General features: G+C 59.8%; 29 protein-coding genes, 1 tRNA gene and 4 pseudogenes. 22 read left to right on the forward strand and 12 right to left on the reverse strand.

Annotated elements, in window-relative coordinates; all coding sequences use genetic code 11:
• Positions 1-20 precede the first annotated feature (20 nt).
• Positions 21-689, reverse strand: a complete 669-nt coding sequence (locus OMP40_RS10415; RefSeq protein WP_277531167.1) for a TetR/AcrR family transcriptional regulator — start codon at positions 687-689, stop codon at positions 21-23.
• A gap of 315 nt (positions 690-1,004) precedes the next feature.
• On the opposite strand from OMP40_RS10415, the pseudogene OMP40_RS39990 reads away from it, so the two are divergent.
• The 8 genes and pseudogenes from OMP40_RS39990 to OMP40_RS10450 form a co-directional block, all read left to right on the forward strand.
• Positions 1,005-1,226 (forward strand): annotated as a pseudogene (locus OMP40_RS39990) (MFS transporter); the annotation flags it as partial.
• 79 nt (positions 1,227-1,305) lie between these two features.
• Positions 1,306-2,499, forward strand: a complete 1,194-nt coding sequence (locus OMP40_RS10420) for a DHA2 family efflux MFS transporter permease subunit (RefSeq protein ID WP_338131092.1) — start codon at positions 1,306-1,308, stop codon at positions 2,497-2,499.
• A 398-nt stretch (positions 2,500-2,897) separates the two neighbouring features.
• Positions 2,898-2,963 (forward strand): annotated as a pseudogene (locus OMP40_RS10425) (hypothetical protein); the annotation flags it as partial.
• Positions 2,964-3,018: 55 nt separating this feature from the next.
• Positions 3,019-3,942 (forward strand): LacI family DNA-binding transcriptional regulator, encoded by a 924-nt coding sequence (locus OMP40_RS10430; protein WP_277531169.1) that lies wholly within the window; start codon positions 3,019-3,021, stop codon positions 3,940-3,942.
• A 127-nt stretch (positions 3,943-4,069) separates the two neighbouring features.
• The gene (locus OMP40_RS10435) at positions 4,070-4,525 is read left to right on the forward strand and encodes a VOC family protein (protein ID WP_277531170.1); all 456 of its coding nucleotides are present in this window, start codon (positions 4,070-4,072) and stop codon (positions 4,523-4,525) included.
• The gene (locus OMP40_RS10440) at positions 4,522-5,229 is read left to right on the forward strand and encodes an SDR family oxidoreductase (protein WP_277531172.1); all 708 of its coding nucleotides are present in this window, start codon (positions 4,522-4,524) and stop codon (positions 5,227-5,229) included. The genes OMP40_RS10435 and OMP40_RS10440 overlap by 4 nt, the downstream gene beginning before the upstream one ends.
• Before the next feature lie 383 nt (positions 5,230-5,612).
• Positions 5,613-8,803: pseudogene (locus tag OMP40_RS10445) on the forward strand (efflux RND transporter permease subunit).
• A 37-nt stretch (positions 8,804-8,840) separates the two neighbouring features.
• Entirely contained in the window at positions 8,841-9,713 is an 873-nt protein-coding gene (locus OMP40_RS10450) for a TetR/AcrR family transcriptional regulator (RefSeq protein WP_277531174.1), read from the forward strand.
• A 90-nt stretch (positions 9,714-9,803) separates the two neighbouring features.
• Here the strand turns inward: OMP40_RS10450 and OMP40_RS10455 are convergent, their stop codons facing one another.
• Positions 9,804-10,691: an aldose epimerase family protein gene (locus tag OMP40_RS10455; protein WP_277531176.1), complete on the reverse strand. Its 888-nt coding sequence runs from the start codon at positions 10,689-10,691 to the stop codon at positions 9,804-9,806.
• A gap of 354 nt (positions 10,692-11,045) precedes the next feature.
• On the opposite strand from OMP40_RS10455, the gene OMP40_RS10460 reads away from it, so the two are divergent.
• Positions 11,046-12,131, forward strand: a complete 1,086-nt coding sequence (locus OMP40_RS10460; RefSeq protein WP_420871958.1) for a phosphodiester glycosidase family protein — start codon at positions 11,046-11,048, stop codon at positions 12,129-12,131.
• Between the two features lie 140 nt (positions 12,132-12,271).
• On the opposite strand, the gene OMP40_RS10465 is transcribed toward OMP40_RS10460, so the two are convergent.
• Together OMP40_RS10465 and OMP40_RS10470 are read right to left on the reverse strand one after the other, a co-directional pair.
• The gene (locus tag OMP40_RS10465) at positions 12,272-12,493 is read right to left on the reverse strand and encodes an RsiV family protein (protein ID WP_338131153.1); all 222 of its coding nucleotides are present in this window, start codon (positions 12,491-12,493) and stop codon (positions 12,272-12,274) included.
• A gap of 163 nt (positions 12,494-12,656) precedes the next feature.
• Positions 12,657-12,767: pseudogene (locus OMP40_RS10470) on the reverse strand (DUF3298 and DUF4163 domain-containing protein); the annotation flags it as partial.
• Here OMP40_RS10470 and OMP40_RS10475 point away from each other — a divergent pair.
• Positions 12,724-12,906 (forward strand): hypothetical protein, encoded by a 183-nt coding sequence (locus OMP40_RS10475; RefSeq protein WP_277531178.1) that lies wholly within the window; start codon positions 12,724-12,726, stop codon positions 12,904-12,906. The pseudogene OMP40_RS10470 and the gene OMP40_RS10475 sit on opposite strands and share 44 nt — an antisense overlap.
• 90 nt (positions 12,907-12,996) lie before the next feature.
• On the opposite strand, the gene OMP40_RS10480 is transcribed toward OMP40_RS10475, so the two are convergent.
• Positions 12,997-14,016 (reverse strand): SPL family radical SAM protein, encoded by a 1,020-nt coding sequence (locus OMP40_RS10480; protein WP_277531179.1) that lies wholly within the window; start codon positions 14,014-14,016, stop codon positions 12,997-12,999.
• A 102-nt stretch (positions 14,017-14,118) separates the two neighbouring features.
• Here OMP40_RS10480 and OMP40_RS10485 point away from each other — a divergent pair, with 102 nt between their 5' ends.
• Entirely contained in the window at positions 14,119-14,604 is a 486-nt protein-coding gene (locus tag OMP40_RS10485; RefSeq protein ID WP_277531182.1) for a hypothetical protein, read from the forward strand.
• Positions 14,605-15,179: 575 nt separating this feature from the next.
• On the opposite strand, the gene OMP40_RS10490 is transcribed toward OMP40_RS10485, so the two are convergent.
• Positions 15,180-15,842: a response regulator gene (locus OMP40_RS10490; RefSeq protein ID WP_277531184.1), complete on the reverse strand. Its 663-nt coding sequence runs from the start codon at positions 15,840-15,842 to the stop codon at positions 15,180-15,182.
• A 134-nt stretch (positions 15,843-15,976) separates the two neighbouring features.
• Between OMP40_RS10490 and OMP40_RS10495 the strand changes: the two genes are divergently transcribed.
• Positions 15,977-16,052 (forward strand) — tRNA-Thr (locus OMP40_RS10495).
• A gap of 148 nt (positions 16,053-16,200) precedes the next feature.
• On the opposite strand, the gene OMP40_RS10500 is transcribed toward OMP40_RS10495, so the two are convergent.
• The 3 genes from OMP40_RS10500 to OMP40_RS10510 are packed head-to-tail and all read right to left on the reverse strand — an operon-like array spanning position 16,201 to position 17,442.
• Positions 16,201-16,452, reverse strand: a complete 252-nt coding sequence (locus OMP40_RS10500) for a hypothetical protein (protein ID WP_277531185.1) — start codon at positions 16,450-16,452, stop codon at positions 16,201-16,203.
• 35 nt (positions 16,453-16,487) lie between these two features.
• On the reverse strand, positions 16,488-17,054 hold the full coding sequence (locus tag OMP40_RS10505; RefSeq protein WP_277531187.1) for a transposase: 567 nt from the start codon (positions 17,052-17,054) through the stop codon (positions 16,488-16,490).
• Positions 17,047-17,442, reverse strand: a complete 396-nt coding sequence (locus OMP40_RS10510; protein ID WP_277531189.1) for an IS110 family transposase — start codon at positions 17,440-17,442, stop codon at positions 17,047-17,049. The genes OMP40_RS10505 and OMP40_RS10510 overlap by 8 nt, the downstream gene beginning before the upstream one ends.
• A gap of 433 nt (positions 17,443-17,875) precedes the next feature.
• Here OMP40_RS10510 and OMP40_RS10515 point away from each other — a divergent pair, with 433 nt between their 5' ends.
• Positions 17,876-18,424, forward strand: coding sequence for a YdhK family protein (locus OMP40_RS10515; protein WP_277531192.1), 549 nt, complete (start codon positions 17,876-17,878; stop codon positions 18,422-18,424).
• Positions 18,425-18,493: 69 nt separating this feature from the next.
• On the opposite strand, the gene OMP40_RS10520 is transcribed toward OMP40_RS10515, so the two are convergent.
• Positions 18,494-18,871: a c-type cytochrome gene (locus OMP40_RS10520; protein ID WP_277531194.1), complete on the reverse strand. Its 378-nt coding sequence runs from the start codon at positions 18,869-18,871 to the stop codon at positions 18,494-18,496.
• A gap of 224 nt (positions 18,872-19,095) precedes the next feature.
• Between OMP40_RS10520 and OMP40_RS10525 the strand changes: the two genes are divergently transcribed.
• Together OMP40_RS10525 and OMP40_RS10530 are read left to right on the forward strand one after the other, a co-directional pair.
• Positions 19,096-19,311: a hypothetical protein gene (locus OMP40_RS10525; protein WP_277531195.1), complete on the forward strand. Its 216-nt coding sequence runs from the start codon at positions 19,096-19,098 to the stop codon at positions 19,309-19,311.
• A 383-nt stretch (positions 19,312-19,694) separates the two neighbouring features.
• Positions 19,695-20,237 (forward strand): DJ-1/PfpI/YhbO family deglycase/protease, encoded by a 543-nt coding sequence (locus OMP40_RS10530; RefSeq protein ID WP_277531197.1) that lies wholly within the window; start codon positions 19,695-19,697, stop codon positions 20,235-20,237.
• Between the two features lie 59 nt (positions 20,238-20,296).
• Here the strand turns inward: OMP40_RS10530 and OMP40_RS10535 are convergent, their stop codons facing one another.
• Positions 20,297-20,875: an ImmA/IrrE family metallo-endopeptidase gene (locus tag OMP40_RS10535; protein WP_277531199.1), complete on the reverse strand. Its 579-nt coding sequence runs from the start codon at positions 20,873-20,875 to the stop codon at positions 20,297-20,299.
• A 74-nt stretch (positions 20,876-20,949) separates the two neighbouring features.
• On the reverse strand, positions 20,950-21,345 hold the full coding sequence (locus OMP40_RS10540) for a transcriptional regulator (protein ID WP_277531200.1): 396 nt from the start codon (positions 21,343-21,345) through the stop codon (positions 20,950-20,952).
• Between the two features lie 279 nt (positions 21,346-21,624).
• Between OMP40_RS10540 and OMP40_RS10545 the strand changes: the two genes are divergently transcribed.
• The 7 genes from OMP40_RS10545 to OMP40_RS10575 all read left to right on the forward strand — a co-directional run bounded on the left by OMP40_RS10545 (position 21,625) and on the right by OMP40_RS10575 (position 25,868).
• Entirely contained in the window at positions 21,625-22,197 is a 573-nt protein-coding gene (locus tag OMP40_RS10545) for a sigma factor-like helix-turn-helix DNA-binding protein (protein ID WP_277531202.1), read from the forward strand.
• A gap of 107 nt (positions 22,198-22,304) precedes the next feature.
• Positions 22,305-22,754 carry a hypothetical protein gene (locus OMP40_RS10550; RefSeq protein ID WP_277531205.1) on the forward strand — a complete coding sequence of 150 codons (450 nt, stop codon included), beginning with the start codon at positions 22,305-22,307 and terminating at the stop codon, positions 22,752-22,754.
• Between the two features lie 12 nt (positions 22,755-22,766).
• Positions 22,767-22,964 carry a hypothetical protein gene (locus OMP40_RS10555; RefSeq protein ID WP_277531206.1) on the forward strand — a complete coding sequence of 66 codons (198 nt, stop codon included), beginning with the start codon at positions 22,767-22,769 and terminating at the stop codon, positions 22,962-22,964.
• Positions 22,965-22,966: 2 nt separating this feature from the next.
• Positions 22,967-24,415, forward strand: a complete 1,449-nt coding sequence (locus OMP40_RS10560; RefSeq protein ID WP_277531207.1) for a phage tail sheath family protein — start codon at positions 22,967-22,969, stop codon at positions 24,413-24,415.
• A gap of 19 nt (positions 24,416-24,434) precedes the next feature.
• On the forward strand, positions 24,435-24,842 hold the full coding sequence (locus OMP40_RS10565; protein WP_277531208.1) for a phage tail tube protein: 408 nt from the start codon (positions 24,435-24,437) through the stop codon (positions 24,840-24,842).
• Between the two features lie 14 nt (positions 24,843-24,856).
• Complete coding sequence (locus OMP40_RS39995; RefSeq protein ID WP_338131093.1) at positions 24,857-25,435, forward strand: phage tail assembly chaperone; 579 nt, start codon at positions 24,857-24,859, stop codon at positions 25,433-25,435.
• A 7-nt stretch (positions 25,436-25,442) separates the two neighbouring features.
• Positions 25,443-25,868, forward strand: coding sequence for a hypothetical protein (locus tag OMP40_RS10575; protein WP_277531209.1), 426 nt, complete (start codon positions 25,443-25,445; stop codon positions 25,866-25,868).
• Positions 25,869-25,888: the final 20 nt, after the last annotated feature.

Genomic DNA, 25,888 nt, shown 5'->3' on the forward strand with positions numbered 1-25,888 from the left:
CACGATGTTCGCATTGCGATCTACCGGGCGAACAGCTCGCAGTAATATTGCGTGACTTGCTCCTGGGTCAGTCCCATGCTCTCGCGCATGTGAATGATGCCGCCGGGATGAAGGGAGCTCAGCAGAATATGCGCCTTGGCGTTGGCGCGCTTCCAGGCCGCGTCGCGTCGCTCGGAGCCTGCATTCGCCGAGCTGGCGCCAGGCGACTCCTGCCCCGCCTTTTGCGCTGCTGCCGCGCCGGCATCGTAATCGGGCTCCAGCTCCGCGTACAAGCCCGTCAGCTTATCCCAAATCAGACGATACATCGGCGAGCGGAAGTAAGCGGACTCGTCCTCGCAGTCATGGACCGTATGAATCGGCAGCAGAAGCTGAACTTTTTCGTCGATAAACTGAATAATGTAATGGAGCACGCCGCCGATCCGCTCGCCGGCAGGCAGATGCTTGTTCGTCAGCAGAAAAGCTTCCAGCTCTTTGATCTTTTCCATGCCGACTTGCTCGGCGATCGCGGCGCACAGGTCGCCCTTGTGGGCGTAACAGCGGTAGAGCGTGCCCTGGCCGACCCCGGCCGTCTTGGCGATCTGATGCATGCTGACCGTCTGAACGCCCTGCTCCGCGAACAGCTTCTTCGCGGCCTGCAGGATCAGGCGGCAATTCTCGGCGGCGTCGCTGCGCTTGCGTGGCTTGATCATCGAGGGACGCTCCTTCCAGAATGAATAGAACTTCGCGTTGACAAACGGACAATTGTCCGGTAACATGGCATTTAAAAGCGGACAATTGTCCGCTTGGTGAAGCCGTCGTCCTTTACAGCCTTAAGTGAATCTATTGTAACGTTGAAGCCTCTCGGCGGTCAACGGCGCGATGGGTCGAAGAGAGGCGCGGGGGCGAACGGCAATTCAAAGGGAGAGTGGAGCGCTAAAATGCAAGCCAATGCTGCATCGCAAGGTCAGCCGACATCCATCCGGGATGTATTCGCGCCGCTGATCGCCATCATCGTCGGCATATTTATGGTCATCCTGGACGGGACGGCCGTGAATGTCGCCCTGCCCCAGCTGATGGTCGAGTTCAAACAGAACAGCCTGTCCCTCGTCCAATGGACGGTCACGGGCTACGCGCTGGCCCAGGCTGCCGTCATCCCGCTCGCGGGCTGGCTGTCGGACCGCTTCGGCGCCAAGCGGGTGTTCCTGATCGCGATCGGCTTGTTCACGATCGGATCGATCTTGTGCGCGCTGTCCAATTCGGTCGAGATGCTCATCGCGTTCCGCATCCTTCAAGGTCTCGGCGGGGGGCGTCGTCAGCCCGATCGCCATGGCCTTCATCTACAGACTGTCGCCTCCGGGCAAGGTCGGTCAAGTCATGGGCATGCTCGGCATCCCGATCCTGCTCGCGCCCGCGCTCGGCCCGGTCATCGCCGGCTGGCTCGTCGATTACGCAAGCTGGGAATGGATCTTCCTGTTGAACCTGCCGATCGGCGTCATCGGTATCCTGCTCGGCATTCGCACGCTGCCGAAGATGGACCGCCAGTCCGTCGCTTCGCTCGACATGCTCGGCATCATCCTCGCGCCGATCGCCTTCGCAGCGCTCGTCTACGGCGTGTCGGAGGGCGGCAAGACGGTCGCGACGGGCAACAACTGGACGGCGGCTACGACGCTGACCGGCATCGGGATCGGCGTCGTCGCGCTCATCCTGTTCATCGTCGTCGAGCTGAGGCGCCGCGATCCGCTGCTCGAGCTGCGCGTATTCCGCTCCAGCACGTTCACCCGCGGCATTATCGTTCAATGGGTTTCGCAGATCGCCCTGTTCGGCACGATGTTCCTCGTCCCGCTGTTCCTGCAGCAGGCGAAGGGCTACACGGCGTTCGAGACCGGCTTGATCATGATTCCGCAGGCGCTCGCCTCCGCGATCATGATGCCGATCGGCGGCAAGCTGAGCGACAAGTTCGGCGCCCGCCCGCTCGTGCTTGCAGGCATGATCGTCACGACGGCATCCGCCTTCCTGCTGTCCGGCATTTCCGCAGACGCCGGCGTGAGTTCGATTATCCTGCCGCTGGCCTTGCTCGGCGCAGGAATGGGATTGTTCATGATGCCGCTCAACACGTACCTGATTCAATCCGCTCCGCAAAATCTCGTCGGCCGCGTGACCTCGCTCACGAACGCCGCGCAGCAGGTCATGATGTCGTTCGCGGTAGCCGGCCTCACGACGCTGTCCGCGGCGCGGATGAAGGATATCATGGTCGACAAACAGCTGCAGGCGCCCGACCTTCATACCTACGCGGACGCGTTCGGCTTCACCTTCCTCGTGCTGACGGGCGTCGCCGTCGTCGGCCTGGTGCTCGGCGTGCTGCTCTCCAAGCCGAAGAATCCGCTGCCCGAAGGGGGAAGCCGGCGCCGAAATGCACATGATCGTCGGTTAAATCTGCTGAAGGCGTCTGTCCGCGTTCGCGCGCGGACGGACGCCTGCCCAATTGGACGACCCCCGCAGGGTACCCTGCGGGGGGTCTGATTTTTTAATGCGATGCAATTGAACTTGCCATACACCTACACCTACAAGCGAAACCGCGCAATTCTTCCTGATAAATCATATGCACGAAAGCAACGAAAGCCCTGCCTCTCAGTCGTTCTTGCGGCTCCGATGACCGCGCCAGTCTTGAATTCGTGTCCTTCCAGCAGCCTTGGTAAAAAGGAATGATGTGGGGAACGCAGAGGGGTTCGACCCCAATGGAGAGGAAAAATCAGAGGGTAAACACTTGTCTAATATATTATAATACATGAAGGCAATGCAGATTGTCAATGTGAAGACGTCAAGCAGGGGATTGACCGCGACAAGCGGATTCAGTAGAATAGCATTGTGAACACGCGTTTACACCCCTTTGGATTGACGTTCTTGAAGGATGGCTATACATGAAAAAAACGGAAATCAATTCGGTCGAGATCGCCAGGCTAGCGGGCGTGTCCCGAAGCACGGTCAGCCGCGTCATCAACAATTATGCCAACGTGCCCCCCCGAGACGCGCAGAAAGGTCATGGAGGTCATCGACGCCTACCATTACGTGCCGAATCTGTCGGCGCAGGTGCTCGCGGGCAAAGGGACGCGCACGATCGGCCTGTTCGTCATCGAAGCCGGCCGCGTCTCGGGCGATATGCTGACGAACCTGCTGCTCGCGAGCGTCGTCGAGCATGCTTCTTCGCGCGGCTATTACGTGCTGACCTATATTATCCGCGATACGTCGGATGCGGACAGCGTGCGGGGCGTCAAGGACGCCTTCTACCAGCGGCGCGTGGACGGCGGCGTCTTCATCGGCGCGGCCAACGAAGAGCCGTTCATCGAGGCGCTGATCGCGGACGGCTTCCCGGTCGGCGTCGTGGACCAGCATCTGCCGGGCCGCAGCGAAGGCAACCGGATCGTCGCCAATTTCGACAATGCCTATGGCATGCGTCTGGCGGTCGGATATCTCGCGGAGCTTGGGCATCGCGAGATCGGCATCGTGAACGGCGACATGAACCGCTATTCCGGCGTCGACAAGTACAACGGGTTTCTGGTCGCGATGCGCGAGCATGGCCTGGAGGTGCGGGAGCGATGGGTGCGGCCGGGCTCCTTCCATGAAGAGGACGGCTACAGGGCGACGCGCAAGCTGCTTGAAGAGGAGAGGCAACTGCCTACGGCGATGATCATGGCCAACGACAGCGTGGCGTTCGGCGGGATCCGCGCCCTGCAGGAGGCCGGGATGTCGGTGCCCGAAGACATGTCCGTCATCGGGTTCGACGACCATGCGCTGAGCGCGAGGTTCAAGCCGGCTTTGACGACGGTCGCGATCGACTTCGGCGAGATGATGAGCCGTCTGACGGACTACGTGATTGGCCGTATCGAAGGCACCGAAGGCACCGAGAGCCGGTATATGTCGAGATCCAAGCTCATCAAGCGGGAGTCTTGCCGGCCGATCGGATGATTAGCGGAAGAGATAAAGCGGAAGAGATAAAGCGGAAGCGCCGTAGGGGCAGAGATTAGGCGGCACCTATTTAGCGGCAATTCAAGCGAGTAAGCAGCAATTCAAGCGAGCGGAGGAGCGAGGGAACATGGAGAAAAACTTGCTGGGCAACAATACGATTACGCAGATCGGACTGGTCGTCCGCGACATCGAGAAAACCTCGCAGGCTTACGCCGACTTTTTCGGCATCGACAAGCCCGCCTGGTTCTGGACGGACGCGCCCGAGGCCGCGCGCACCGAATACGGCGGACAGCCCTCGCAGGCGCGGGCGAAGCTCGCTTTTTTCGACATGGGCTCCCTGCAGCTCGAGCTGATCGAACCCGACGAGCACCCGAGCACCTGGCGGGAGTCGCTCGAGCGTGACGGCGAGGGCTTTCACCACATCGCCTTCGTCATCGAAGGGATGCAGCAGAAAATCGAACTGCTCGGCCGCCAGGGCCACAAGCTGCTGCAGAAGGGCGAGTACACGGGCGGACGCTACGCCTATATGGATACGTCGTCCGAGCTGAAGCTGCTGGTCGAGCTGCTGGAGAACGACCGATGAACCTGCTGATCACCGGCGCCTCGCGCGGCCTCGGGTACGAGCTCGCCAAGCTCGCCGCCGCACGAGGCCATGTCGTGGCGGCTTGCGTCCGCGACGCGGGGAGTCCGGGCGACGGCCTCGCGCGGCTCGCGGACCGCTACCCGGGATTGGTGCGCATCGAGGCGCTCGACGTGACGGACGAGCCGCAGGCGCAGGCGCTCGCCGCCAAGCTTCGCGGCGAAGGGTTCGTACTGGACGCGCTGGTGAACAACGCGGGCATCCTGCTCGGCCGAAGCGGCGGTATCGCCTCGCTGGACTTGGACGATCTAAAGCGGACGTTCGAGGTGAATCTCTACGGTCCGCTGATCGTGTCCAAGCATCTGACGCCGCTCATGCGGGAGAGTATGTCCGGCGCGGAGATCGTCGTGCACGTCGCCTCGGACGCAGGAAGTTTCGCGGGGGCTTATGGCGGCGATTATCCGTACGCGCTGTCCAAGATCGCGCTGTCGATGTTCACGAAGCAGTTGAACGAAGAGCTGAAGCCCAGAGGCATTCGGGCGCTCGCCGTACACCCCGGCTGGATGCGCACGGACATGGGCGGGCAGTCGGCGCCGCTGTCTCCGGCGGAGAGCGCGCTCGGCATCATCGACCTTGTCGAAGGTACGACCGAAGTGCCTGCGGAAACCTGGTTCGTCGATTATACGGGCAGGGCGATGCCGGTTTGATCGGCCAGAGCGACTACGACAACAAAGAATGGCTAGATAAGAAAGGACGCGCTTTCCGGCGATCGGCTGCCGGCGAAGCGCGTTTTTTTGTCGAACGGCATGGCGGGGCGGATCTGCCCCCATTCACGTTAAATCTGAAACGGCTTTGCCGAAGGCGGCGTATACAAAGGTGTCGGCCATCGACTTGAACGATCGTTCGAATGGGTTTTAATGAAGAACCATTCTCAAGCATAGAAAGTAAGGATAACGTTGCTCGTTGGCGTTAATTGACATTTGAACGGTCGTTCGATAGGATGGCAGTAGAAGCGTGCGGTTCCGGAGTTGCGATCGGCACGTCAAGCTTTGTGCGGCAGTTAAAGAGAAAGATCAAAGGAGCGGAGTGCATGAGGAGCGTCATCGGATTTTCGCTAAAAAAACAAATTCGCCGTCTGGATGATTACCATTATCGTCCTCGTGGCCGGTTTGTATTCCGGTCTGAACATGAAGCAGGAGAGCCTGCCCAACCTGTCGTTTCCTTATTTGAGCGTCACGACGGTTATGCCGGGCGCCGCTCCGCAGGGCGTCATCGAGCAGGTGACGGAGCCGTTGGAGCAGCGTCTGCAAAACGTCGAGAACGTTAAAAACGTAACGTCGACGTCGATGTCGAACGTATCCAACATCAATCTGGAATTCGACTTCGGCCAGAATATGGACAAGGCGATGAGCGACGTTCGCGAAGCGATCGCGGCGACGGCGCTGCCGGAAGGCGCGCAGACGCCGACGATCTCCAAGTTCTCGATCAATACGTTCCCCGTCATGTCGCTCAGCGCCTCGGGCGAGGGCAGTCTGGAGGACCTCACCAAGATCGTGACCGACGTGGTGCAGCCTGCGCTCGAGGATATCCCGGGCGTGGCCTCCGTCCAGATCTCGGGGCAATCGGTCAAAGAAGTGAAGCTGGCTTTCGACCAGGCCAAGCTCGCGCAATACGGCATGACCGAAGCGTCCGTCGAGCAGATGATCCAGGCGTCCGCGGTCGAAGTGCCGCTGGGCATTTTCACCATGGGCAAGTCCGAAAAGTCGATCCTCGTCGACGGCGGCGTCGTCACGCTGGACGATCTGAAAAACCTCGCGATTCCGGCGGTGCCCGCTTCGGCTGGCGCTGGCGCTTCGGGCGCCGGACAAGGCGGCGCTGCTGCAGGCGGTGCGGGCGCTAACGGCGCTGCCGGCGGCGCAGCCGGCAATGGCGCGGCAGGCGCAGGCAACGGAGCCGGCGCCGCGGCGGGCATCCCCACCGTCAAGCTGAGCGAGCTCGCCAGCGTAGAACTCGTATCCCAGTCCGAATCGGTATCGCGCACGAACGGCAAGGACTCGATCGGCATCCAGATCGTCAAGTCGAACGATGCCAACACGGTCGACGTCGTCAACGCCGTCAAGGACAAGGCCGACGAGCTGAAGGCCGACCATCCGGATCTGTCGCTGACGACGCTGCTCGACCAGGGCAAGCCGATCGAAAAGTCGGTCGAGACGATGCTGAACAAGGCGCTGTTCGGCGCGCTGTTCGCGGTCATCATCATCTTGCTTTTCCTGCGCAATATCCGCACCACTTTAATCTCCATCCTGTCGATCCCGCTGTCGCTCATCATCGGCGTGCTGCTGCTCAAGCAGTTCGACATCACGCTTAACATCATGACGCTGGGCGCGATGACGGTCGCCATCGGACGGGTCGTGGACGACTCGATCGTCGTCATCGAAAATATATACAGACGAATGTCGCTGACAGGCGAGAAGCTGAGAGGCAAGGAACTCGTGCTGGAGGCGACGCGCGAGATGTTCATGCCGATCATGTCGTCGACGATCGTCACGATCGCGGTCTTCCTGCCGCTCGGCACCGTCAGCGGGATGGTCGGACAGCTGTTCCTGCCGTTTGCGCTCACGATCGTATTCGCCCTGCTTGCTTCGCTGCTCGTGGCGATCACGGTCGTGCCGATGCTGGCGCACACGTTGTTCAAGAACGGCGTGAAGCCGGGCAAAGGACACGACCACGAGGACAAGCCTGGCAAGATGGCGATGGGCTACCGGCGCATTTTGGCCGCAGCGCTGCGACACAAGGTGATCACGGTCGTCATCTCGGTCGTCATCCTGGTGGCGAGCTTGTTCCTGATCCCGGTCATCGGCGCGAGCTTCCTGCCCGAAGAAGAAGAGAAGTACACGATGATCACCTACTCGCCCGAGCCGGGTGCGCTGCTGTCCGACGTCGAGGCGCGCGCGCTCAAGGCGGAGGAGGCCCTGCTCAAGGATTCGGACATTACGAACATGCAGTATTCGATCGGAGGCAGCAACCCGCTGTCGCCCGGACCATCCAAGAGCGGTCTGTTCTACCTGCAGTTCAAAAACGAGACGAAGCATTTCGCCGACAAAAAGGAGAAGCTCGTCGCAGACCTGCAGGCGCTTGTGCCTGAAGGAACGTGGTCGGAGATGGACTTCTCCGGCGGCGTAGGCGGCAGCACGTTCAGTATGAGCGTTTACGGCGACGATCTGACGGCTGTAGGCACGGCTGCGAATCAGGTCGCCGAGCTGATGAAGAAGAACAGCGACTTCAAGAAGGTCGATACGAGCTTGTCCAAGACGTATGAGCAGTATACGCTCGCGGCGAATCAGCAAAAGCTGAGCCAGTACGGACTGACGGCCGGCCAGGTCGCGCTGGCGCTCATGCCGCAGCAGCAGTCCAAGGCGCTCGCCCGCATTGAAGAGGACGGCAAAAAAGTACGACGTCTTCGTGAAAAAGGAAACGGCGACCTACGGCGGCATCGCGGATATCCAAAACGTCGTGCTGCAATCCCCGCTCGGCATTCAGGTGCCGATCAAGGATGTCGTGGACGTCCAGGAAGGGGCGGCACCGAATTCGATCGCGCGGGAGAACGGGCGTCTCGTCGCGACGGTAAGCGCCGATATTACGGCTTCCAACGTCGCCAAGGTATCGTCCGATTTGCAAGATCAAGTAGATAAGCTGAAGCTGCCGGAAGGCATCGAAGTCAGCTATGGCGGCGTCACGGAGCAGATCAACGAGACATTCACGCAGCTCGGCCTGGCCATGGCCGCGGCGATCGCGATCGTTTACCTCGTGCTCGTGCTGACGTTCGGCGGCGGCTTGGCGCCGTTCGCGATCATGTTCTCGCTGCCGTTCGCCATCATTGGCGGCCTGGTCGCGCTCTGGCTGACCGGCGAGACGCTCAGCGTATCCGCGCTGATGGGCGCGCTGATGCTGATCGGCATCGTCGTCACCAACGCGATCGTCCTGATCGACCGGGTCATTCACAAGGAGCAGGAAGGCCTCTCCACGCGGGAAGCGATTCTGGAGGCGGCGGGCACGCGTCTGCGTCCGATCCTCATGACCGCGCTCGCCACGATCGGCGCGCTGCTGCCGCTGGCGTTCGGCTTCGAGAGCGCGGGCATCATCTCCAAAGGACTCGGCGTGACCGTCATCGGCGGTCTGGTCAGCTCCACGCTGCTCACGCTGCTGATCGTGCCGATCGCTTACGAGACGCTGATGAAGCTGCGCGCGAAGCTGAGCCGCAAGTCCAAGCCGAGCGTTTAAGGCTTAGACAAGCTTCTTCCGCAAGGGAGGGTCGGACATGAGCGCGCGCAAGCATCAGATCATCGAAGCGGCCATGCGCTGCTTCGCGCGGAAGGGATTCCACGCGACGTCCATCCAGGAGATCGTCGACGAGCTCGGGATGGCGAAGGGATCGATCTACTTTTACTTCAAAGGCAAGGAAGAGCTGCTGCTCGCCGTCATCTGGCACTTCGTCGAACGGATGATGGCGGAGCTCGCCGTGCTGCCGGAAGAGCGGCAGCTCGGCCCGCGCGAGCAGTTCCGGCTGCAGCTCGTCAGGCAATTCGATTATTTCAGGAACAATTGGGAGTTCCTCATGATGCTGATGCAGGAGCCGCAGGTCAATATCGGCCAGGAGCAGAAGTCGAAGCTGCTGCACGAGCTGCGAAGCCGGCTGCTCCTGTGGAAGCGGCAGTATATCGTGGCGATCTACGGCGAAGCCGCTTCCGCTTACGGTCAGGACGGCGCGCATCTGCTCAGCGGCATGCTGAACGAGATTATGCACGCCTGCTTGCTGGAGCGGCGGAATATCGAGGGCGAGCAGGTCGGAGGTTATTTGCTGGAGCGGCTCGACGATGTGATGGCCGGGTTTGCGGAGCGCCGTCCCGCGCCGCTCATGGACGACGACGCCAAGAACGAGGTGGACAGCGAATACGTCGCCGCGCTGCGCGCGTTCGTAAACGACGTCGAGCAAAGCGGCGAGGAGTCGCTTGAGCCCGATCGCCGATCCGACCTGCTCGAAGCGGCGGGCAGACTGATCGAGGAGATCGGCCAGCCGATCCCGGATCGTATCCTTACGCGCAGCCTGTACGCTTATCTGAAGACGATTTGTCCGCCGGCAGGGCGCGACCGTCTTGAAGCGGCGGGCGCCATGCTGAAGCTCGAACCGTAAATAAGCGGCCTGCCGCCCTCGTCATCCCTCGGGATGATCAGGCGCGGCAGGCCGCTTTGCAGTACGGGCGCAATTTTCTTGGACTTTGGATTAAGCTTCGGTCTCGATCGTGAAGTCGGCATCCAGACTGTCGCCTGGGGGCACGAGGATGAGGCCTTCTTTGCGGTTGAGCGCCTCGTTCAAGGCGGTCCAGGGCTCGACGCAGACGAAAGGCTTGCCTTCGACGGACCAAAGCACGACGACGCCGAATACGTCGCTGTAGCTCAGCTTGATCGTGCGGCCGGACGTCGACGGGAAGGAGATCTCGGGCGTCTTGGGATCAAGGAGCGCGACCGATTCGACCAGACCGCCAAGGTCCAGCGCGCCGTCGAACGGTTTGATTTGGCCGTCGTTGTAGTCGAGCGCCTTCGTGGCGTCGATCTTGTACGTCATATGCTTGTCTGCCGAAGCGAAATAAGGATGGAACCCTGCCTGTACCGGCATGTCCCGTTCGGACAGGTTGTTGTAGGACTGCTCGATATAGAGCTTGCCCGCCTTGAGTCGATAGGTGAAATGAAGTTCGAATTCGAAAGGATACGACGCGAGCGTCTCTTCGTTGCTTTGAAGCTCGAGCGTCAGCGCGGCCTCGTCCTCGTCCGCATACGCGTTCACGACTTCCCAGGCAGCGGTGCGGGCGACGCCGTGATTTTTCATGCGGTAAGTCTGTCCTTCCCACTCGTAGGCGCCGCCTTGAAGCTGACCGCAAATGGGGAACAGCACGGGAATGCCGCCCCGAATGTTCGCGGTCGGGTCGATGAACGTATCGCGGTCCAGGTAGAGCAGCTCTTCGCCGTTCAGCCGGCAGCCGATGACGATGCCCCCGCGCTGCGGACATACGGTCACTTTGGAATCCGTCGCGCTGTCGGTCAGCTCGTAGACGACATATGTATCGGTGCGGGTGGTTATTCCATAGGTTTTGGTTTTCGTGTTCTCGCTCATTGAGTGGCCTCCGATCCCGTGTGCCGCTGCAATGCTGCAAGGCGGCTTTCGGTCCATTATAACAAGTTCGTTCGCCTTATGGTAACCGAATATGACGGCAATTGCGAAGGTTGAACGACAATTTAAGCTGTCATTTCCTGGGCAATGATGTCGGATGCCGGCGCGGTGGGCGGGCCTTATACCCATTTTGGTCGGAAATGCAACTCTCGGCGCGATTCAAACGTCTATTTCGGTAGATTTGCCAACAGACAGGAGCGTGACATCATTCCTAATCCTCACGTGTCGACACCCGGAGGCGCGCCTGGCGGGCGTTCCCGGGCCGAGGTGTATGCCAACAAGTCCGCGCGCTCGGCCATGGGCCGGCGCCCTGAAGAAAATAAAGCCTGGCGGCGTTTGGTCGCGTTTTTCTGGACGATGGTCGTGCTCGCGGCGGCGTTTGCCGTTTGGTTTTTCGTGACGCCGTCGGGTACTTCGGTTCGTTATCGGCTGGCGGATGCGATCATCACGACGCAGCATCGCGAGTACGCGAAGTATTTGATCGGCGAAGAAGGGCTCCGGGAACGGGTGGCCGCTTACGCCCAGCAGTTTAAAGACATGGGCGAAGAAAAGGATACCCATGAGATCGCGCTCCCCGCGGACGCGCCGCGCGAAGACGAGACGGCTGCGACGGACCCGCTCACGTCCATCGAAGAAGTGGACGGCAAGGGCTTTCACGGCTACCTGCTCACCGTGTCGGATCCGACCAAGATTCGACTCGTCGTGCCGGCGAAGGCGGGCAAAGGCGAGAAGGTGCCGAGCATGGTCAAGCGGACCGGCGCGATCGCGGGCGTCAATGCGGGCGGCTTCGCGGACCCGAACTGGCAAGGCAACGGCTTTCAGCCGATCGGCCTCGTCATCACCCAGGGCAAGATTTATTATAACGGGCTGGGCAAGAACAGCAGCACGCAGATCGTGGGGCTGGACAAAAACGGCAAAATGATCGCGGGCCATTATTCGATCAAGGAGCTGATGGACCTCGGCATCTCCGAAGCGGTCAGCTTCGAGCCGCGGATCATCGTCAACGGCAAAGGGCTCATCAAAAACCACGCGAACGGCTGGGGCATCGCGCCCCGAACGGTTATGGGCCAGCGGGCGGACGGCAAGATTCTGTTCTTGATCATCGACGGCCGTCAGATCGGCTACAGCATCGGCGCGGATCTGTACGATTGCCAGCAGATCATGCTGGAGCACGGCGCGGTCATCGCGGCCAATCTCGACGGCGGTTCGTCCACCGTGCTGGTCAAGGAAGGCGGCGAGCTCGTGAACAAGCCGTCGTCCAAGGGCGAAGGCGGACGGTACTTGCCGACGGCGTTCCTGGTGTTCGACGACCCGGCGTCGGTGGACGTGCCGAATATCTGGGCCGGACTGACGCCGCAGGACATCGATCCGGGCAAATGGTAACGATGGATCGTAAGCAGCGTGGCGCGTTGGGGCTTGGGGCGCGTTGAACGCCGGAAAAGCATAAAGGAAGGCTGCCGAACCGCATCCCGCTGCGACGGCGGCCTTCCTTTTTTTTGCGATGAGCGTCGTGTCGCTCGTCCTCAATAGATCATCGCACCGAGCGGTCCGTCTTCGTCGATGATGTCCTGAATGGCATATACGGAAATCGGGAAGTAGGGAAAGCCCCAAGCGTAAGGGACCAGATCGTAAAGCTGAAAATAAATGACGAGCGCTTTGTCCGCGATGTAGTAATCCTGGTCCGCAGAAATGCCGGGATAGGAGGACAGCAGCGGGAGTTTGCGCGCTTTGATCTGGGCTTCGATAAGCGCATTGAGCTTCTTTTCGTAATCGGCCCCTTTTTTTGAACAGGTCCTTCAGCTTGTAAGAGCGGCCCGTGTCCGCGTCGAAGGTAAGCGACTTCTGGATCGTGTTGCCATGCGCGCCGCCCGTGAACACATAGTTGAGCAGCGACAGGCTGAGGACGCCGCGCTGGTTCGTCTTCACTTCGAACGTTCCGTCCATCTCCTGTACGTCGGGCGACGGATAGCCTTGGATGGACATCAACGACGCCTCTTCGCGCTTGATCGCTTCGTTCATGGTCTTGCGGGCTTGCTCGCCCGTTCCGCCTGTGATGACAGGCGTGCTGAGCTTGAGCGGAGGCTTCTCGGTCCGCTCGATCGAGATCGGGAGCATCAGCGTTTGTACGTTCATTTTCATTCCCCTTTGCCTGCGCTAGGCGATTGTCATCACAGCTTATGCGCGAGGGGGAGAGGGGCGTGCCGGAATGGGATGCCCGAGCGAGCGCTGGAGCATGCGGTGGATCGCCTCAGAAAAGCGCCAACTGTACCGGCTGGCATGGCAAGTCGACCACTTTGCTTGAAAGAGGCGATGCGGTCGTCGGTAAATGGGGCGAAGCGGCCGTCGCGGGAGGCGCGGCACCTGAAACGGAGCCTAAGACATAGGCGGCATCGCCCTTCGGCACTTCCATGGCGCCGATCTCGGATAGCCCGTAGCGCTTCATCTGCGAAGCGATTCGGGAATAAACCGGCCGGCGATAGCTGTCCGGGAGGCGCGCGGAATGCCAGTATAGCTTGCCGTAGGCTTCGGCCAATTCGGGGTGCGCCGACCGCAGCACCGAGAAAAACCAGCTCTTGACCTCGGGCGTGGACAGCCGCAAAAATGACGACATCATATAGCGGACGCCCGCGTTCGCGAGCGCTTCGACGAGCGCCTCGGTATCGGCTTCGCCGTCGGTGAGCAGCGGCAGCATGGGCGCGGCGAAGGCATGCACGCGAATGCCGGCCTCTGTCAGCGTGCGCGCGCATTCGAGCCGCCGCGCGGGCGATGGGGTCGACGGTTCGAATGTCCGCCAGATCCGGGTGTCCAGCGTATGAACGCTGATATTCACCGAGACCCCTGGCAGCGCGCGCAGCAGGTCGAGGTCCCGCAGCACGAGCGGCGAGCGGGTGGTGATGCTGACGCCTACGCCGAATTCGGCGAGCGTCTCCAGACAGCCGCGCGTCAGCTTCGCCTTGGCCTCGAGCTGCTGGTACGGATCCGTCGCTGTGCCGATCGCCACGTGCGAAGGCAGTTTGCCCCGCGCGCGCATGCGCTGCAGCTGGGCGCGCAGGATCGTCGGCGCATCGTCCTTGTAAAAGATGCGATGCTGGAACGCGTCGTCCGCCGCTTCGCCGAGAAAAGCGTGCGTGCTTCGCGCATAACAGAAGCTGCAGCCGTGCTGGCAGCCCCGGTAAGGATTGATCGACCAATCGAAGGGCATCGACGGGGCGTTCACTGCGTTCAGAATCGTCTTGGCGCGCATGGGCAAATATTGCGTCGGATTCATCCAGTGGACCTCCTCCGAGAATTATAAAAGGTTATGGGAACTTATGTTCTTGTTTTAAGATAACAGACTTGAGGGGCGGAGTAAAGCAGGGATGGTTTCCAGTTGAGTGGTACGGAGGGAGAGGAGCAGCTCATTCGGCCATTGCGGGCTGGCGTGCGGCAAAGTGCTTTCGAGGGAAAGCACATGTGGTCGGTGCGGGCCGAAGAGCGGCAAGGTGCTTTCGAGGGAAAGCACATGTGGTCGGCACGAGCGTATGAGCGGCAAGGTGCTTTCGAGAGAAAGCACAAATGGTTGGTGCGGGCCGAAGAGCGGCAAGGTGCTTTCGAGGGAAAGCACAAATGGTTGGTGCGGGCCGAAGAGCGGCAAGGTGCTTTCGAGGGAAAGCACAAAGGGTTGGCGCGAGCGTATGAGCGGCAAGGTGCTTTCGAGGGAAAGCACAAATGGTTGGCACGAGCGTATGAGCGGCAAGGTGCTTTCGAGGGAAAGCGCAAATGGTTGGCGCGGGCGTATGAGCGGCAAGGTGCTTTCGAGGGAAAGCACAAATGGTTGGCGCGGGCGTATGAGCGGCAAGGTGCTTTCGAGGGATAGCACATGTGGTTGGCGCGGGCGTATGAGCGACAAAGTGCTTTCGAGAGAAAGCACATGTGGTTGGCGCGGGCGTATGAGCGGCAAGGTGCTTTCGAGGGAAAGCACATGTGGTCGGTGCGGGCCGAAGAGCGGCAAGGTGCTTTCGAGGGAAAGCACAAATGGTTGTCACGGGCGTATGAGCGGCAAGGTGCTTGCGAGGGAAAGCAGATGTGGTCGGCACGAGCGTATGAGCGGCAAGGTGCTTTCGAGGGGAAAGCACAAATGGTTGGCGCGGGCGTATGAGCGGCAAGGTGCTTTCGAGGGAAAGCACAAATGGTTGGCGCGGGCGTATGAGCGGCAAGGTGCTTGCGAGGGAAAGCACAAATGGTCGGCGCGAGCGTATGAGCGGCAAGGTGCTTGCGAGGGAAAGCAGATGTGGTCGGCACGAGCGTATGAGCGGCAAGGTGCGTTCGAGGGTAATCAGCGCGATGAGCCCCCGCGCCGATCGGCCGGGGGCAAGTTTTGGAGCATTCGCGTTCATGATGTGAGGCGTCCTTTCTTGAACGATGCCGGTAACTGACGCCGGGCGAATGGGCTCAACCGCCGCTCCCCATCTCCTTCAGCCAGATGACCGCCTGCGTTCGATCGTTCGTCCCGATTTTGTCGTAGATGGTGCTGACGTAATTTTTAACGGTGCCTTCGCTCATGAACAGCTGGCCCGCGATCTCGCGGTTGGTACGGCCCTCGACCATTAAGGCGATGATGCTGAGCTCGCGGTCCGTAAACTTGAGCCCGTCCGTCCGGCCGCGGGCGCGCAAGCCCGTCGGCTTGCCGCCATGCGGGGAAGCGAGGCGTGCGGCCAGTTTGGCCGCGATGCCGGCGGGCAGCATCATCTCGCCGCGTGCCGCGTCCCGAATCGCCTGGAGCAGCTTGTCGCTCTGAATGTCCTTGAGCAGAAACCCGACCGCGCCGCTCGCGAGCGCTTCAATAATATAATCGTCCTCGTCGAACGTAGTCAGCATAAGCACTCTTACGCCGGGGGCATCCTGCCGGAGCTTCTTGACCGCCTCGATGCCGTTCATCACGGGCATGCGGATGTCCATCAGCACCAGGTCCGGCTTGTGCCGAATCGCGAGCGCGCAGGCGTCTTCGCCGTTCTCGGCGGTCCCGACGACCTCCATGTCGTCTTCGAGTTGTATTATCGTCTGCAGCCCGTCCCGCATGAGCGTCTGGTCATCGGCGATCAGAATCCTGTACACCCGGCGTTCACTCCTTTGAGCCTCATTATAAGGCACATTCGGCCCATATCGAACCCCCCAGGATGGAAAATCAAAAAAAAAACGAAAAAACGCTTGACTATAGGCGGTGAATTCGGTATTCTGTAAAAGTGTTCGCTGATGTAGCTCAGCTGGTAGAGCAACGCATTCGTAATGCGTAGGTCGGGGGTTCGAATCCCTTCATCAGCACCATAAGACGCCAACGACGGCGCGGTTTCCCGAGACTCGGGACCGCGTCTTTTTTTATGAATATCGCCATGCACGTACTGCCTTCGACGCGCATGCAAAAATAGAACTGCCGATTTGGAAGTTCTTAGGGGGGTTGTAGAGTCAGCATTCATTAAGCCAATTTGGTGACGGAAAAGCCGCTTTCTTCAAGCTGTTTAATCATTTGAGACTGCTTGCGAAGCTGACGTTCAGCGCGATGCCGATCCAGGTAATCGGGTCCCAACTCTTGATACGGACGGCGATGAAGCAGGAGGTGATAGACGATTCGAAGCAAAGTATGGCCCAGCGCAACCAACGTTTTCTTCTTGCCCAGTCGTTTTACCCACGACCAATAACGGGCAGAAAGCCTTGTATTTCGTGTCATCGAGGCCGCCCAAGCACATTCGCAAAGGATCGCTTTTAGTTGACTGTTTCCGGACCTTGCCCGCTGCCGTTTTTTTTACCCGCACTCTCGTGATTGCCCGGGCTCATACCTGCCCAAGCTGCCAGACTGTGGTCGCTTTTGAATTGACTCATGTCCGTTCCGATTTCGGCCAAGATCACGGCCGCCGCGTTTTCGTTGATTCCCGGTACGGTCAGCAGCAGGTTGAAGCTCTCCTCTTTGTCTTTGGTGTAGTTGCGAATATGCGTTTCCATCTGAGCGATGGAGGACTCGATGTATTGCAAATGCTCCCAGGACATACGGATCATGCTGCGATGGTGAGCGCGAAGGCGGCTGTTAAGCGATTGAAGCAGCTTGGGAGATTTATGCCTTAGCGCACCCTTCATGTGCGTCTCCAGAAAATCCATCGTGATGACCTCGTGATCCACAATCTTCTGGAGCAACAGGCGGCCGGAAACGCCGAAGATGTCGGACATGTGCGAGGTCAGCTTCACATTGGCATCCTGCAGCAGCTTGTGAATGCGGTTTTTCTCCGCTGTCGCTTCCTGGACCAACTTCTTGCGGTATCGTGTCAGATCACGCAATTCGCGAATATCGACCGGGGGGGACGAAGCTGTTCTCGATCAAACCGCAGCGAAGCAGCTTGGCAATCCATTCAGCATCCTTGATGTCGGTCTTACGGCCGGGTAGATTCTTGATATGATGTGCATTGGCAAGCAGCAGATCGAAATCGAAGGATTCCAGCACGTTCCAAATGGGCTTCCAGTACACGCCGGTACTTTCCATGGCGACCTGACTACAACCTTGTTCCGACAGCCACTCGCCAAGGGCCAGCAGTTCGTCGGTCATCGTGCCAAACGTGCGAATTTCGCACTTGGGCTTTTGGTCAAGCGGACCGGACAGCACACAAGCGACGACGGATTCCTGGTGCACGTCCAGTCCAGCACAACGCTCTAGAATGGCTTCAAGCATACCCATGCGCTCCTTTCCATCATGAAAACCAGGAAGACAACCTGAAACGTGAAAATTTTTTATCCGGACTCGCAATCCAATAGCCTGTGCTTCGAAGGTTGTCCATTCAGTTTTGTGTTCGGGGTAAGATCCACCGCAAAAAACCACGAACTTGACCTGGTCAACTTCAGTATCTTAGAAATCACTAAAAAAAGGCTACGATGAGATATTCATCATAGCCTGTGACCCGGCAGGATCATGAATGTTTTGTGTTATCGTTCCCTTTAAAGATAGAGATTGCCGGACCGCGGCCGCGAATTCCTTTTGATGCTTGCTTAAAAGAGCTGGTATAGCCGAGCTTGAAGACGGACATATATAAAGATGTTGCAAAAATACCCCCAGGGGGTATAATGGCGTAGTATATTATCCGTTTAAAAGGAGTTGACGCTTGAAAATGAGAAGACGTTTGGCGTTGCTCTGCCTTGCGGCCGTGCTGGCTGCGAGCGGGTGCGGGAATACGAAGGATAACGAAGCTGAACCAAGCAGTCCATCAAGCGGCATGACTCATACGGATATGAGTCACGGCGGGGACGTTCCTGCCGGATTGACGGAAGCTGCCGCCCCGACTTTCAAAGTGGGGAGTCGGGCCGTCATTCAGGCAGACCACATGCCAGGGATGAAAGGCGCTGCCGCAACGATCGTGGGGGCTTACGATACGACCGCGTACGTTGTCACCTATACGCCTACAACCGGCGGCGAACCTGTGAAAGATCATAAATGGGTCATTCATCAGGAGTTGAAGGAGGCGGGGGACAAGCCGTTCGAGCCTGGTTCGGAAGTCGTCATCGAAGCGGATCACATGCCGGGAATGAAAGGCGCGACGGGCAAGATTGAATCGGCGGAAGCGACCACGGTTTATATGGTTGATTACGCTCCCACGACAGGCGGAGAGACCGTCAAAAACCATAAGTGGGTTACAGAAAGCGAACTGTCCGCCAAGTAAGTTTGGAACCTCGGAAGGCTATTTTGGAGTAATAAAAAAAGCGACCCCTGCGGGGTCGCCGGATTACGCTTATTTTTTCGCCGCCAACCAAGACGTCAGCGTGGCGATCTGCTCGTCCGTCAGCGTGCCCTTGAAGGCCGGCATGCCGCCCCCGCCGTTCAGGATCTGCTTGTGGATGTCCGCTTCGGACATGTCCGCTCCGACTTTCGTCAGCGCCGGGCCCATGCCGCCTTGCAATTGATCGCCGTGGCAGGCCAGGCAATTGCTCTTGTAGATGGCGGTCGCGGCCTCCGCATCGACTGCGGCGGGCGCTTCGCCGGCGGATGCGGAAGGCGCGGCCTCGTGCGTTCCGCCGGACGGCTCTTTGTCCCTGAGGGAGAAAAACACCATTAGGACGGCAATCAAGCAGCAAGCGGTAATCAATCCGGGCATGAACCATTTTTTCATCGGTCGTGTTCCTCCTTAATCGCATCTTTAAATAAGATTACCCGTTTCTTCGATTGTTAGTTAGGCCCGAAGGAGCTAATTTTGGCGAAGAGATTCGCGAAGGCGCATTTGTTAACGGCGCATTAAAATTGTTTAATGATTGAAAACGGTTAAAACCGGTTCGCGGCTGTCCCGGCGGGTAATAATAAGGGCAAGGCCATTCCACCCTTGAAGGAGTGATTCAAATGGCACGAGCAGATCCAGACGTGAGCGCGAGGCGCGAAGCCACGATGCACGGCGGAGAAGCGAGGGCTAGATCTCCGGATCGTGAACACGACGACGAAGAGTTGGGACGAGCGAATGCCGAATCAAGGGCATCATGGGATCAGCAGGCCGGGCTGCAGCCTGACATCGGGAACCAGGTTCGTGACGATCACGGCAGGTTCGCGAGCGAGCGCTGAGGCCGCCTGACGATGATTCCGGATAAGAATGGCATGGCAAACTTGCTATCGCCTAAGGACAGGATGTGATTCCGTTGAACCAGGAAGGACAGCGCGGAATCGCGGAACGGCAATAGCGTTCCGCAGCATCACGGCCAAGGGTTCGAGTTGACGCTTGCTCAGGTCACCGCCACAGCCCGCAACAATCCTCCATGTTCGAATGAGGCAGGGCTTAACAATCGGGCAACCGTCTGAAATGTTCCCGGCACCCGCGCGAAGCGAACGAACGAATTGTTGTTGTCGAGGATGACCATTTTTAATAGCAGTCATGGAGCAGAACGCGGCACCGCAAGCCGCGTTCTGCTTCCGTACATAAACAGCGAACAAGAGGTGATTGATTCGATATGGCAACCGTCAAGCAAGGGCTCCGCAAGGTCGCGTTTTTACTGGAGGATGGCTATGAGGATTCGGAAATGCAAAATCCGTACGACGCGCTGGTCGAAAACGGCAACGATATCGACATCATCAGCACCGAGAAAGGCAAGGAGCTGAAGGGTAAGAAGGGGACGGTCGCGTACACGTCCCATCTGGCGGCGGGCGACGCCAAAGCCGGAGACTATGAGGCGATCGTGATTCCCGGCGGCGGCTCGCCCGCCAAGCTGCGGGACGATCCGGCGGTCATCGCATTCGTGGCCGAAGCAGACAGCGCAGGCATTCCGATCGCGGCGATCTGTCACGGTCCGCAGGTGCTTGCGAAGGCGGGCGTGCTCGGCGGCAAAACGCTAACGGCGACCGCGTCCATTCAAGAGGAGGTCGAGGCCGCCGGCGGCGTATTCGTGGATCGGGAGGTTGTCGTGGACGGCAATCTGATCACGTCGCGCAAGCCGGAGGACGAGCCGGCGTTCATCCGCGAGACGATCGCGAAAATCGGCGTGACGGCCTACTGAGCCGCCGATCGACAGGAAAAGGATGCGAGGCGAAGCCGCCGAACGCATCCTTTTTTATTTTACGTGGGCGGCTCGTCTCCCGGCATGGAAGCTTCATTTTTTTCGCGGGCGGCCTCCGCGGTCGGTTCCTTCTTCATCTTGCCGATCTCCTCCCATAGCACCGCCTCGAAAGCCCGGCGCTGAAACTGGTCGAGGCGAACGTCCGCCAGCTCGCAGGTGACGCCGAACCGGCTGGCCAGCAACTGCACCGCCTCCCCGCGAATCGCAGGAAGCTTGATATCCTTGATCATCGAAAAGGGCATTGAAGCGTAGAGGACGAATCGCTTCGCCTCGGCCTCCTGATGCTCCAGAAAAGCGCGCGGCATGACCGTCTGGTTGCCGGCGTGCCGGAGAATATGACATAGTTCGTGCAAATAATCCTCCCATTGCCGCTCGGCCGTCAAGCGCAGGTCGATAAGCACCGATCGTATTCCCATCCACTCCAAGGCTTTGCTGGACGCGTTCATATAATGAACCCATACGTCCAACCGATCGGACACTTCCTCGATGGTCAATTGATCCGGTCTCAAAATCCCGGCCCTGTGCCAAAGCGCCTCGATCCACTGTTCGAGGGGCGTCGGTTGATAATACTGGAGCATCTGCGGCACCTCGGAATAAGAATGTACGTTCGGTCGGTCGGCGAAAAAGAAACGCCCAAAGGGCGCCGGCTCGTCTATTCATGATCGCGATCCGTTCTGCGGAGACGCTCCTGCTCGCGGATAAACGTCCAAAAACGCAGCATCTCCTCCTGCCGGGCTTCAGGCGCATCCAAGTAGTCTTTGAAAAATAATCCGTGCTCGGGATTCCGCATGAATTCTTCGAAGGCCGCCGCTTCCGACGGGATGCCCGTCGCTCCCTCCAGCGTCGAATCGCTGGTCAGACCAAGGAGGTAGTCGGCGGTCGTCTTGTAATATTCGGCGAAACGGCCGAGCATGTCGGGCTCGGGCTTGCGGTCGTCGGATTCGTAGCGCGAAAGCTGGACATTGCTGATCCCTAATTCCTTGGCAGCGGTCAACTGCGTCTTGCCGAGACGCTCGCGCCGTTCTCTCAGCCGGCTTCCCAACGTCATGACCATCTTTCCCTCCGGTAAGAAGTTCTTTTTTATATTATCATTGATTTTCCGATATGGCAAACCAATTTCCATAAAACCGTTAAAAAAAGGAATTGACAGTTGCCGAGTTGGCAATATATGATGGATTAACAACCACAAATACGAACTTGTGTTCTTATTTTGTGTAATTCTATGAGGTCAAGCCGTTATACAAATGGACAGAAAATGGATGACATCTGATTTAAAAGGTTTATTAGGTTGGGATTTTACCAATTTGGCAAAGTGGGTGTTCATGATATGGATGAGACGACGGTTCAAGCTACGCCGGAAAGCTATCGACAGACGCGCCGTCTGCTGATGATCGCGGCGGACAAGCTTACGCAACGGATGGGGACGCTTGCGACTGAATCGGGGAAAGCGAGCGAAGCCGGAAAAGCTTGGTCCGAGTTGGACAGGCAGCGCCGGCTGGTTATCGAAATGATCGCGAGCTGCTCCTATATTATCGATTGGCTGGAATCCGGACGCATGCCTGGCAACCGAAGGGGCATCGAACGGCGCGCGGGCTATCAGCGTGAGATTCCTACCGATCCTTCCGCGATGGCGGCCGTGCTGGAAGGGAGGAGCGGCTGCGCGTTGTCGGATGGGGAGGGCGAAAGCGATGCGCCAAGTCTGGCGCTCGAACGCGCGCTCGGCGGGTTGACGGAGCGGGAACGCGACTGCTTCAGACTGACCCAAGCCGAAGGATTCACGCTCGTCGAGGCGGCGGAGGTGCTGAAGATCAGCAAGTCGAGCGCCGGCACGTACCTGCTGAGGGCCAGACGCAAGATCGAGGCGAACCTGCAGGAGGGAGGCGGCAGCAGCGTCGGTTAGCTTGTCGTACGAATGCCACCTATAGATGAGGAAGCGAACATGCGTTCTCAAAAATGGTGGTGCGGCAGGACGCTTCGGCGCGGCGGCATGAAGGAGAGGAAGCTTCGATGAGCGGAGACGGAGGCTGGATGCAGGCGCTCGCGAGCTGGACGGTGCAGGCGCTTGACGATGTCGAGTGGCAGGTGTACCAGCATGCGTGGCCCGCCGACTATGAGCGGCCTGCCGTGTTGTGGCGGCTTGCAGGCGCCGAGACGAAGATGGGCAATTCCGCTTACGGCGAGGAGATGCGGCGCTACGCCGGGCACGTGCTCGGGCGGGATGCCGCGGAGGAAGCGGCCTCGGCCGCACGGTTGACGGGCGCGCTGCGCGCCGCGGTCAAGCTGCCGCTCGACGCGGCGGAGCGGCGGTATTTGCTGGTCGGGGAGACCATGGCCGATCTTAAGGCGGATGCGGTCGCGACGGGCCAGCTGAGCCTGACGCTGAGCCGCAAAAACCGACGTTCGGCCGCGACGGCGCCGCTGATGCGCGAGGTCGCTTTTCAACAAAAAGAAGAATGAGGTGTCCGGCGAATGGCGGGAAAAAAACAAGGCGAAGAAACGGTCGCGACATACGGCAAGGATGAGCTGATCGCCTATGCGGGCGAACTGTTCGGCGTCGGTCCGGAAGCGGTGCAAGGCGCCCTGTACGGAACGGACGAAGGGAAACGCTACGACATCGAGGGCGCGAAGGCGCTCGTCCATAATTTCATGAACAGGAAGGTGAACTGAGCATGGCTGGAGGCACTTGGAATCAGACGGATCTGCCGGTATTGCCCGGCTTTTATATGGCATTTCGCTCGGCGGCCGCGGCCGCGGTGCAAGCAGGGGAACGAGGCGTGGTCATCATGCCCGTCAAGGCCCATTGGGGACCGGTCAAGCAATTCGCGGAGGTGAGGAGCGAGTCCGATATCGCGAAGCTCTACGCGATCGACGAGACGGGCGGCGCTACGGCGTACACGTCGCTCCGCTTCGCGCTGCTCGGCGGCGCGAGCAAGGTGCTCGCGTACCGGCTGTCGGACGGCACGGACGCGAAGGCGTCCAAGACGCTCAAGGACGGAGCGGGCACGCCGGTCGACGTGCTGAAGCTCGATGCCAAGCAGACCGGCGCGCGCGGCAACAATTTCAAGGTGACGGTGCAGGTCAATCCGGCGGATGCCGGCCTGAAGGACATCAAGCTGTTCGAAGGCAATACGCTCCTGCGCACCTTCACCTTCGCCGACGGCTCCGTGCAGGCGGCCGTCGACGCCGTCAACGAGGACGCGGCCAACGTATGGGTGACCGCGTCCAAGATCGCCAGCGGCAACGGCGCGCTGGCGCCGATCGCCGGCGCCGCGCTGACGGGCGGCGCGTCGGGCATCTCGGGCATCGCGAACGCGGACTACGTGAACGCGCTGTCCGCCTTCGAGACGCAGACGTTTAACGCAGTCGCGCTCGACGGCATTTCCGACGCGGCGCTGCACGCGAGCTTGGTCGCATGGGTGGCGCGAATTCGCGGCGAAGGACATGGCGCGATCGCCGTACTCGGCGGCTCGCTTGCGGACGACAAGGCGGCGGATGCCGTCGGCAAAGCCGCGCAGCGCAGCGCTTCCTATAACCACGAAGGCATCGTGAACGTCGGCACGGGCGCCGTGCTGGCCGACGTCGAGTACAGCTCCGCGCAGGTGGCGGCGTATGTCGCCGGTCTCATCGCCGGTCAGCCGCTGAACGGATCGACGACGTACGCGTCCTCGCCGTTCCAGGACGTCGTGCGCCGCTGGACACGCTCCGAGCAGGAACAGGCCGTGCGCGGCGGGGTATTTCTCCACGTCCACGACGGCCGTATCGTCAAGGCGCTGCGCGGCGTGAACAGCCTTGTGACGCTGGGGGCCGGCCAGAACGCGGCCTGGAAGAAGATTCGGACGATCCGCGTGCTCGACAGCGTGAACGCCGATCTCCAGCGCACCGCCGAGGACCAGTACATCGGCAAGGTGAACAACACCGAGGAAGGCCGCCTTGCGCTCGTCGGCGCCTGCAAGCAGTACATGGCCGCGCTGGCGTCGGCCGGCGTCATCGAAGCGACCGGATACGACGTCGCGGTCGACGCGTCCGTTCCTGCGGCGGCGGACCAGGTGTTCTTGAAGTGGGAAGCGCGCCTGACCGATGTGGTCGAGCAAATTTTCGGCACGTTTATCGTGCAATAAAAGAGGGGGACGAGAGACCATGATGGATCCGACCAGAGCGATTCTCGGCACGTACGGACAAGTGTTCATCGACGGCAACTGGCAGACGAATATCAACCACCTGGAGGCTTCGGTCGAGGTGGAGAAGCGGGAGCTCAAGCTTGCCGGCTCGGAATGGACGCAGCACAAGCTCGGCGCCAAGAAAGGCACCGGCACGATGAGCGGCTACAAGGTGACGAGCGACATGATCTCGCGCGGCTTCGCCAAGTTCGAGATCATTAACAAGCTGTCCGATCCGGAAGCCTACGGCTTCGAACGTATCCGGCTGTCGAACTGCGTAGCGGACAAGCTGCAGCTGGCCAACTGGACCGCGGGCGAGGAAGTGGCGGAAGAGACGGCATTTACGTTCGAGGGCTACGAGCTGCTCGATCCGATCAAGGCGAACTAAGGGAGGCGTCAGGCATGACGATCGATATCGGTCAAATGACGGAAGAGCAAGTGCTGCAGCGGCTGCTCGACGCCGATGCGCTGCCCGAGCGCACGGTGCTGCTGGAGCGGCTCGGCATTCCGGTTAAGATCCGGGGCCTCACGGGCAAGCAGGTGTTCGGCATCCGCGAACGATGCACGGAACGCAAAGAAAGGCGAGGCCAGACCGTCGAGCGGCTCGACGAAGAGCTCTTTAACGTGTCGCTGATCGCGGCGTCCACCGTGTCGCCCGCTTGGGGCGACGGCAAGCTGCTCGCCAAGTTCAGCGCGAGCAGCGCCGAAGAGGTCGTCAAGCGCATCCTGCTCGCCGGAGAACTGTCGGCGCTCGGCGACGTCGTGCTCGACCTCTCCGGCTTCAATACGGAGCTCGAAGACGTAAAAAAACTGATCGCCTCCGGGGCGCTGGCCGGCATGCTCCATGCCATCTGGGTCCGGCACCATCTGCGCCCCGGACAGTTCTGGCTGCTTCCCGGGGGGGAGCAGCTCTTTTTGATGGCGAGCATGGAGCTCGAGCTCGAAGCCGAGCGCGGCCAGAACGGCGGGAAAGGAGGTTAGGCGACAGATGGCGGAAAACGCTGTGCCTTACGATTATATTATCGATGCCGACGGGTTGAAGGAGAACGTGACGCTGCTGCGTTCGGTCGACCGGTACATGGAGCGCATTCAGTGGCGGGTAGATCGGCTGTCGCGGATGCGGGTCGTGATTCCGATTCGGCTGAGCGATTGTTTGTGCGAGCCGATCAGGCGGATACGGGCGACTCTGGAATCGCTGACTAAATCGCGCTGGATCGTTCCTGTCACGACCAAGATCGGCATTGCGTTAGATCCTTCTATTTTTGTAGAGGCAGGTCGTAATGCCGGAAAGAGCTTCAACGACAACTTTGAAGCTGCGCTTGATCCGACTGCTTTGCTGGCGAAGGTGAAGGCTGCCCTTGAGGGGATGCAGTTGAAGGTGGCGGTGTCTGGGGGGGAAGGGCGATTCAGGTGATTCAGACAAATCAAGCAGCT

The organism is Cohnella rhizosphaerae, from assembly GCF_029525575.1.
GTDB classification, from domain to species: domain Bacteria; phylum Bacillota; class Bacilli; order Paenibacillales; family Paenibacillaceae; genus Cohnella; species Cohnella rhizosphaerae.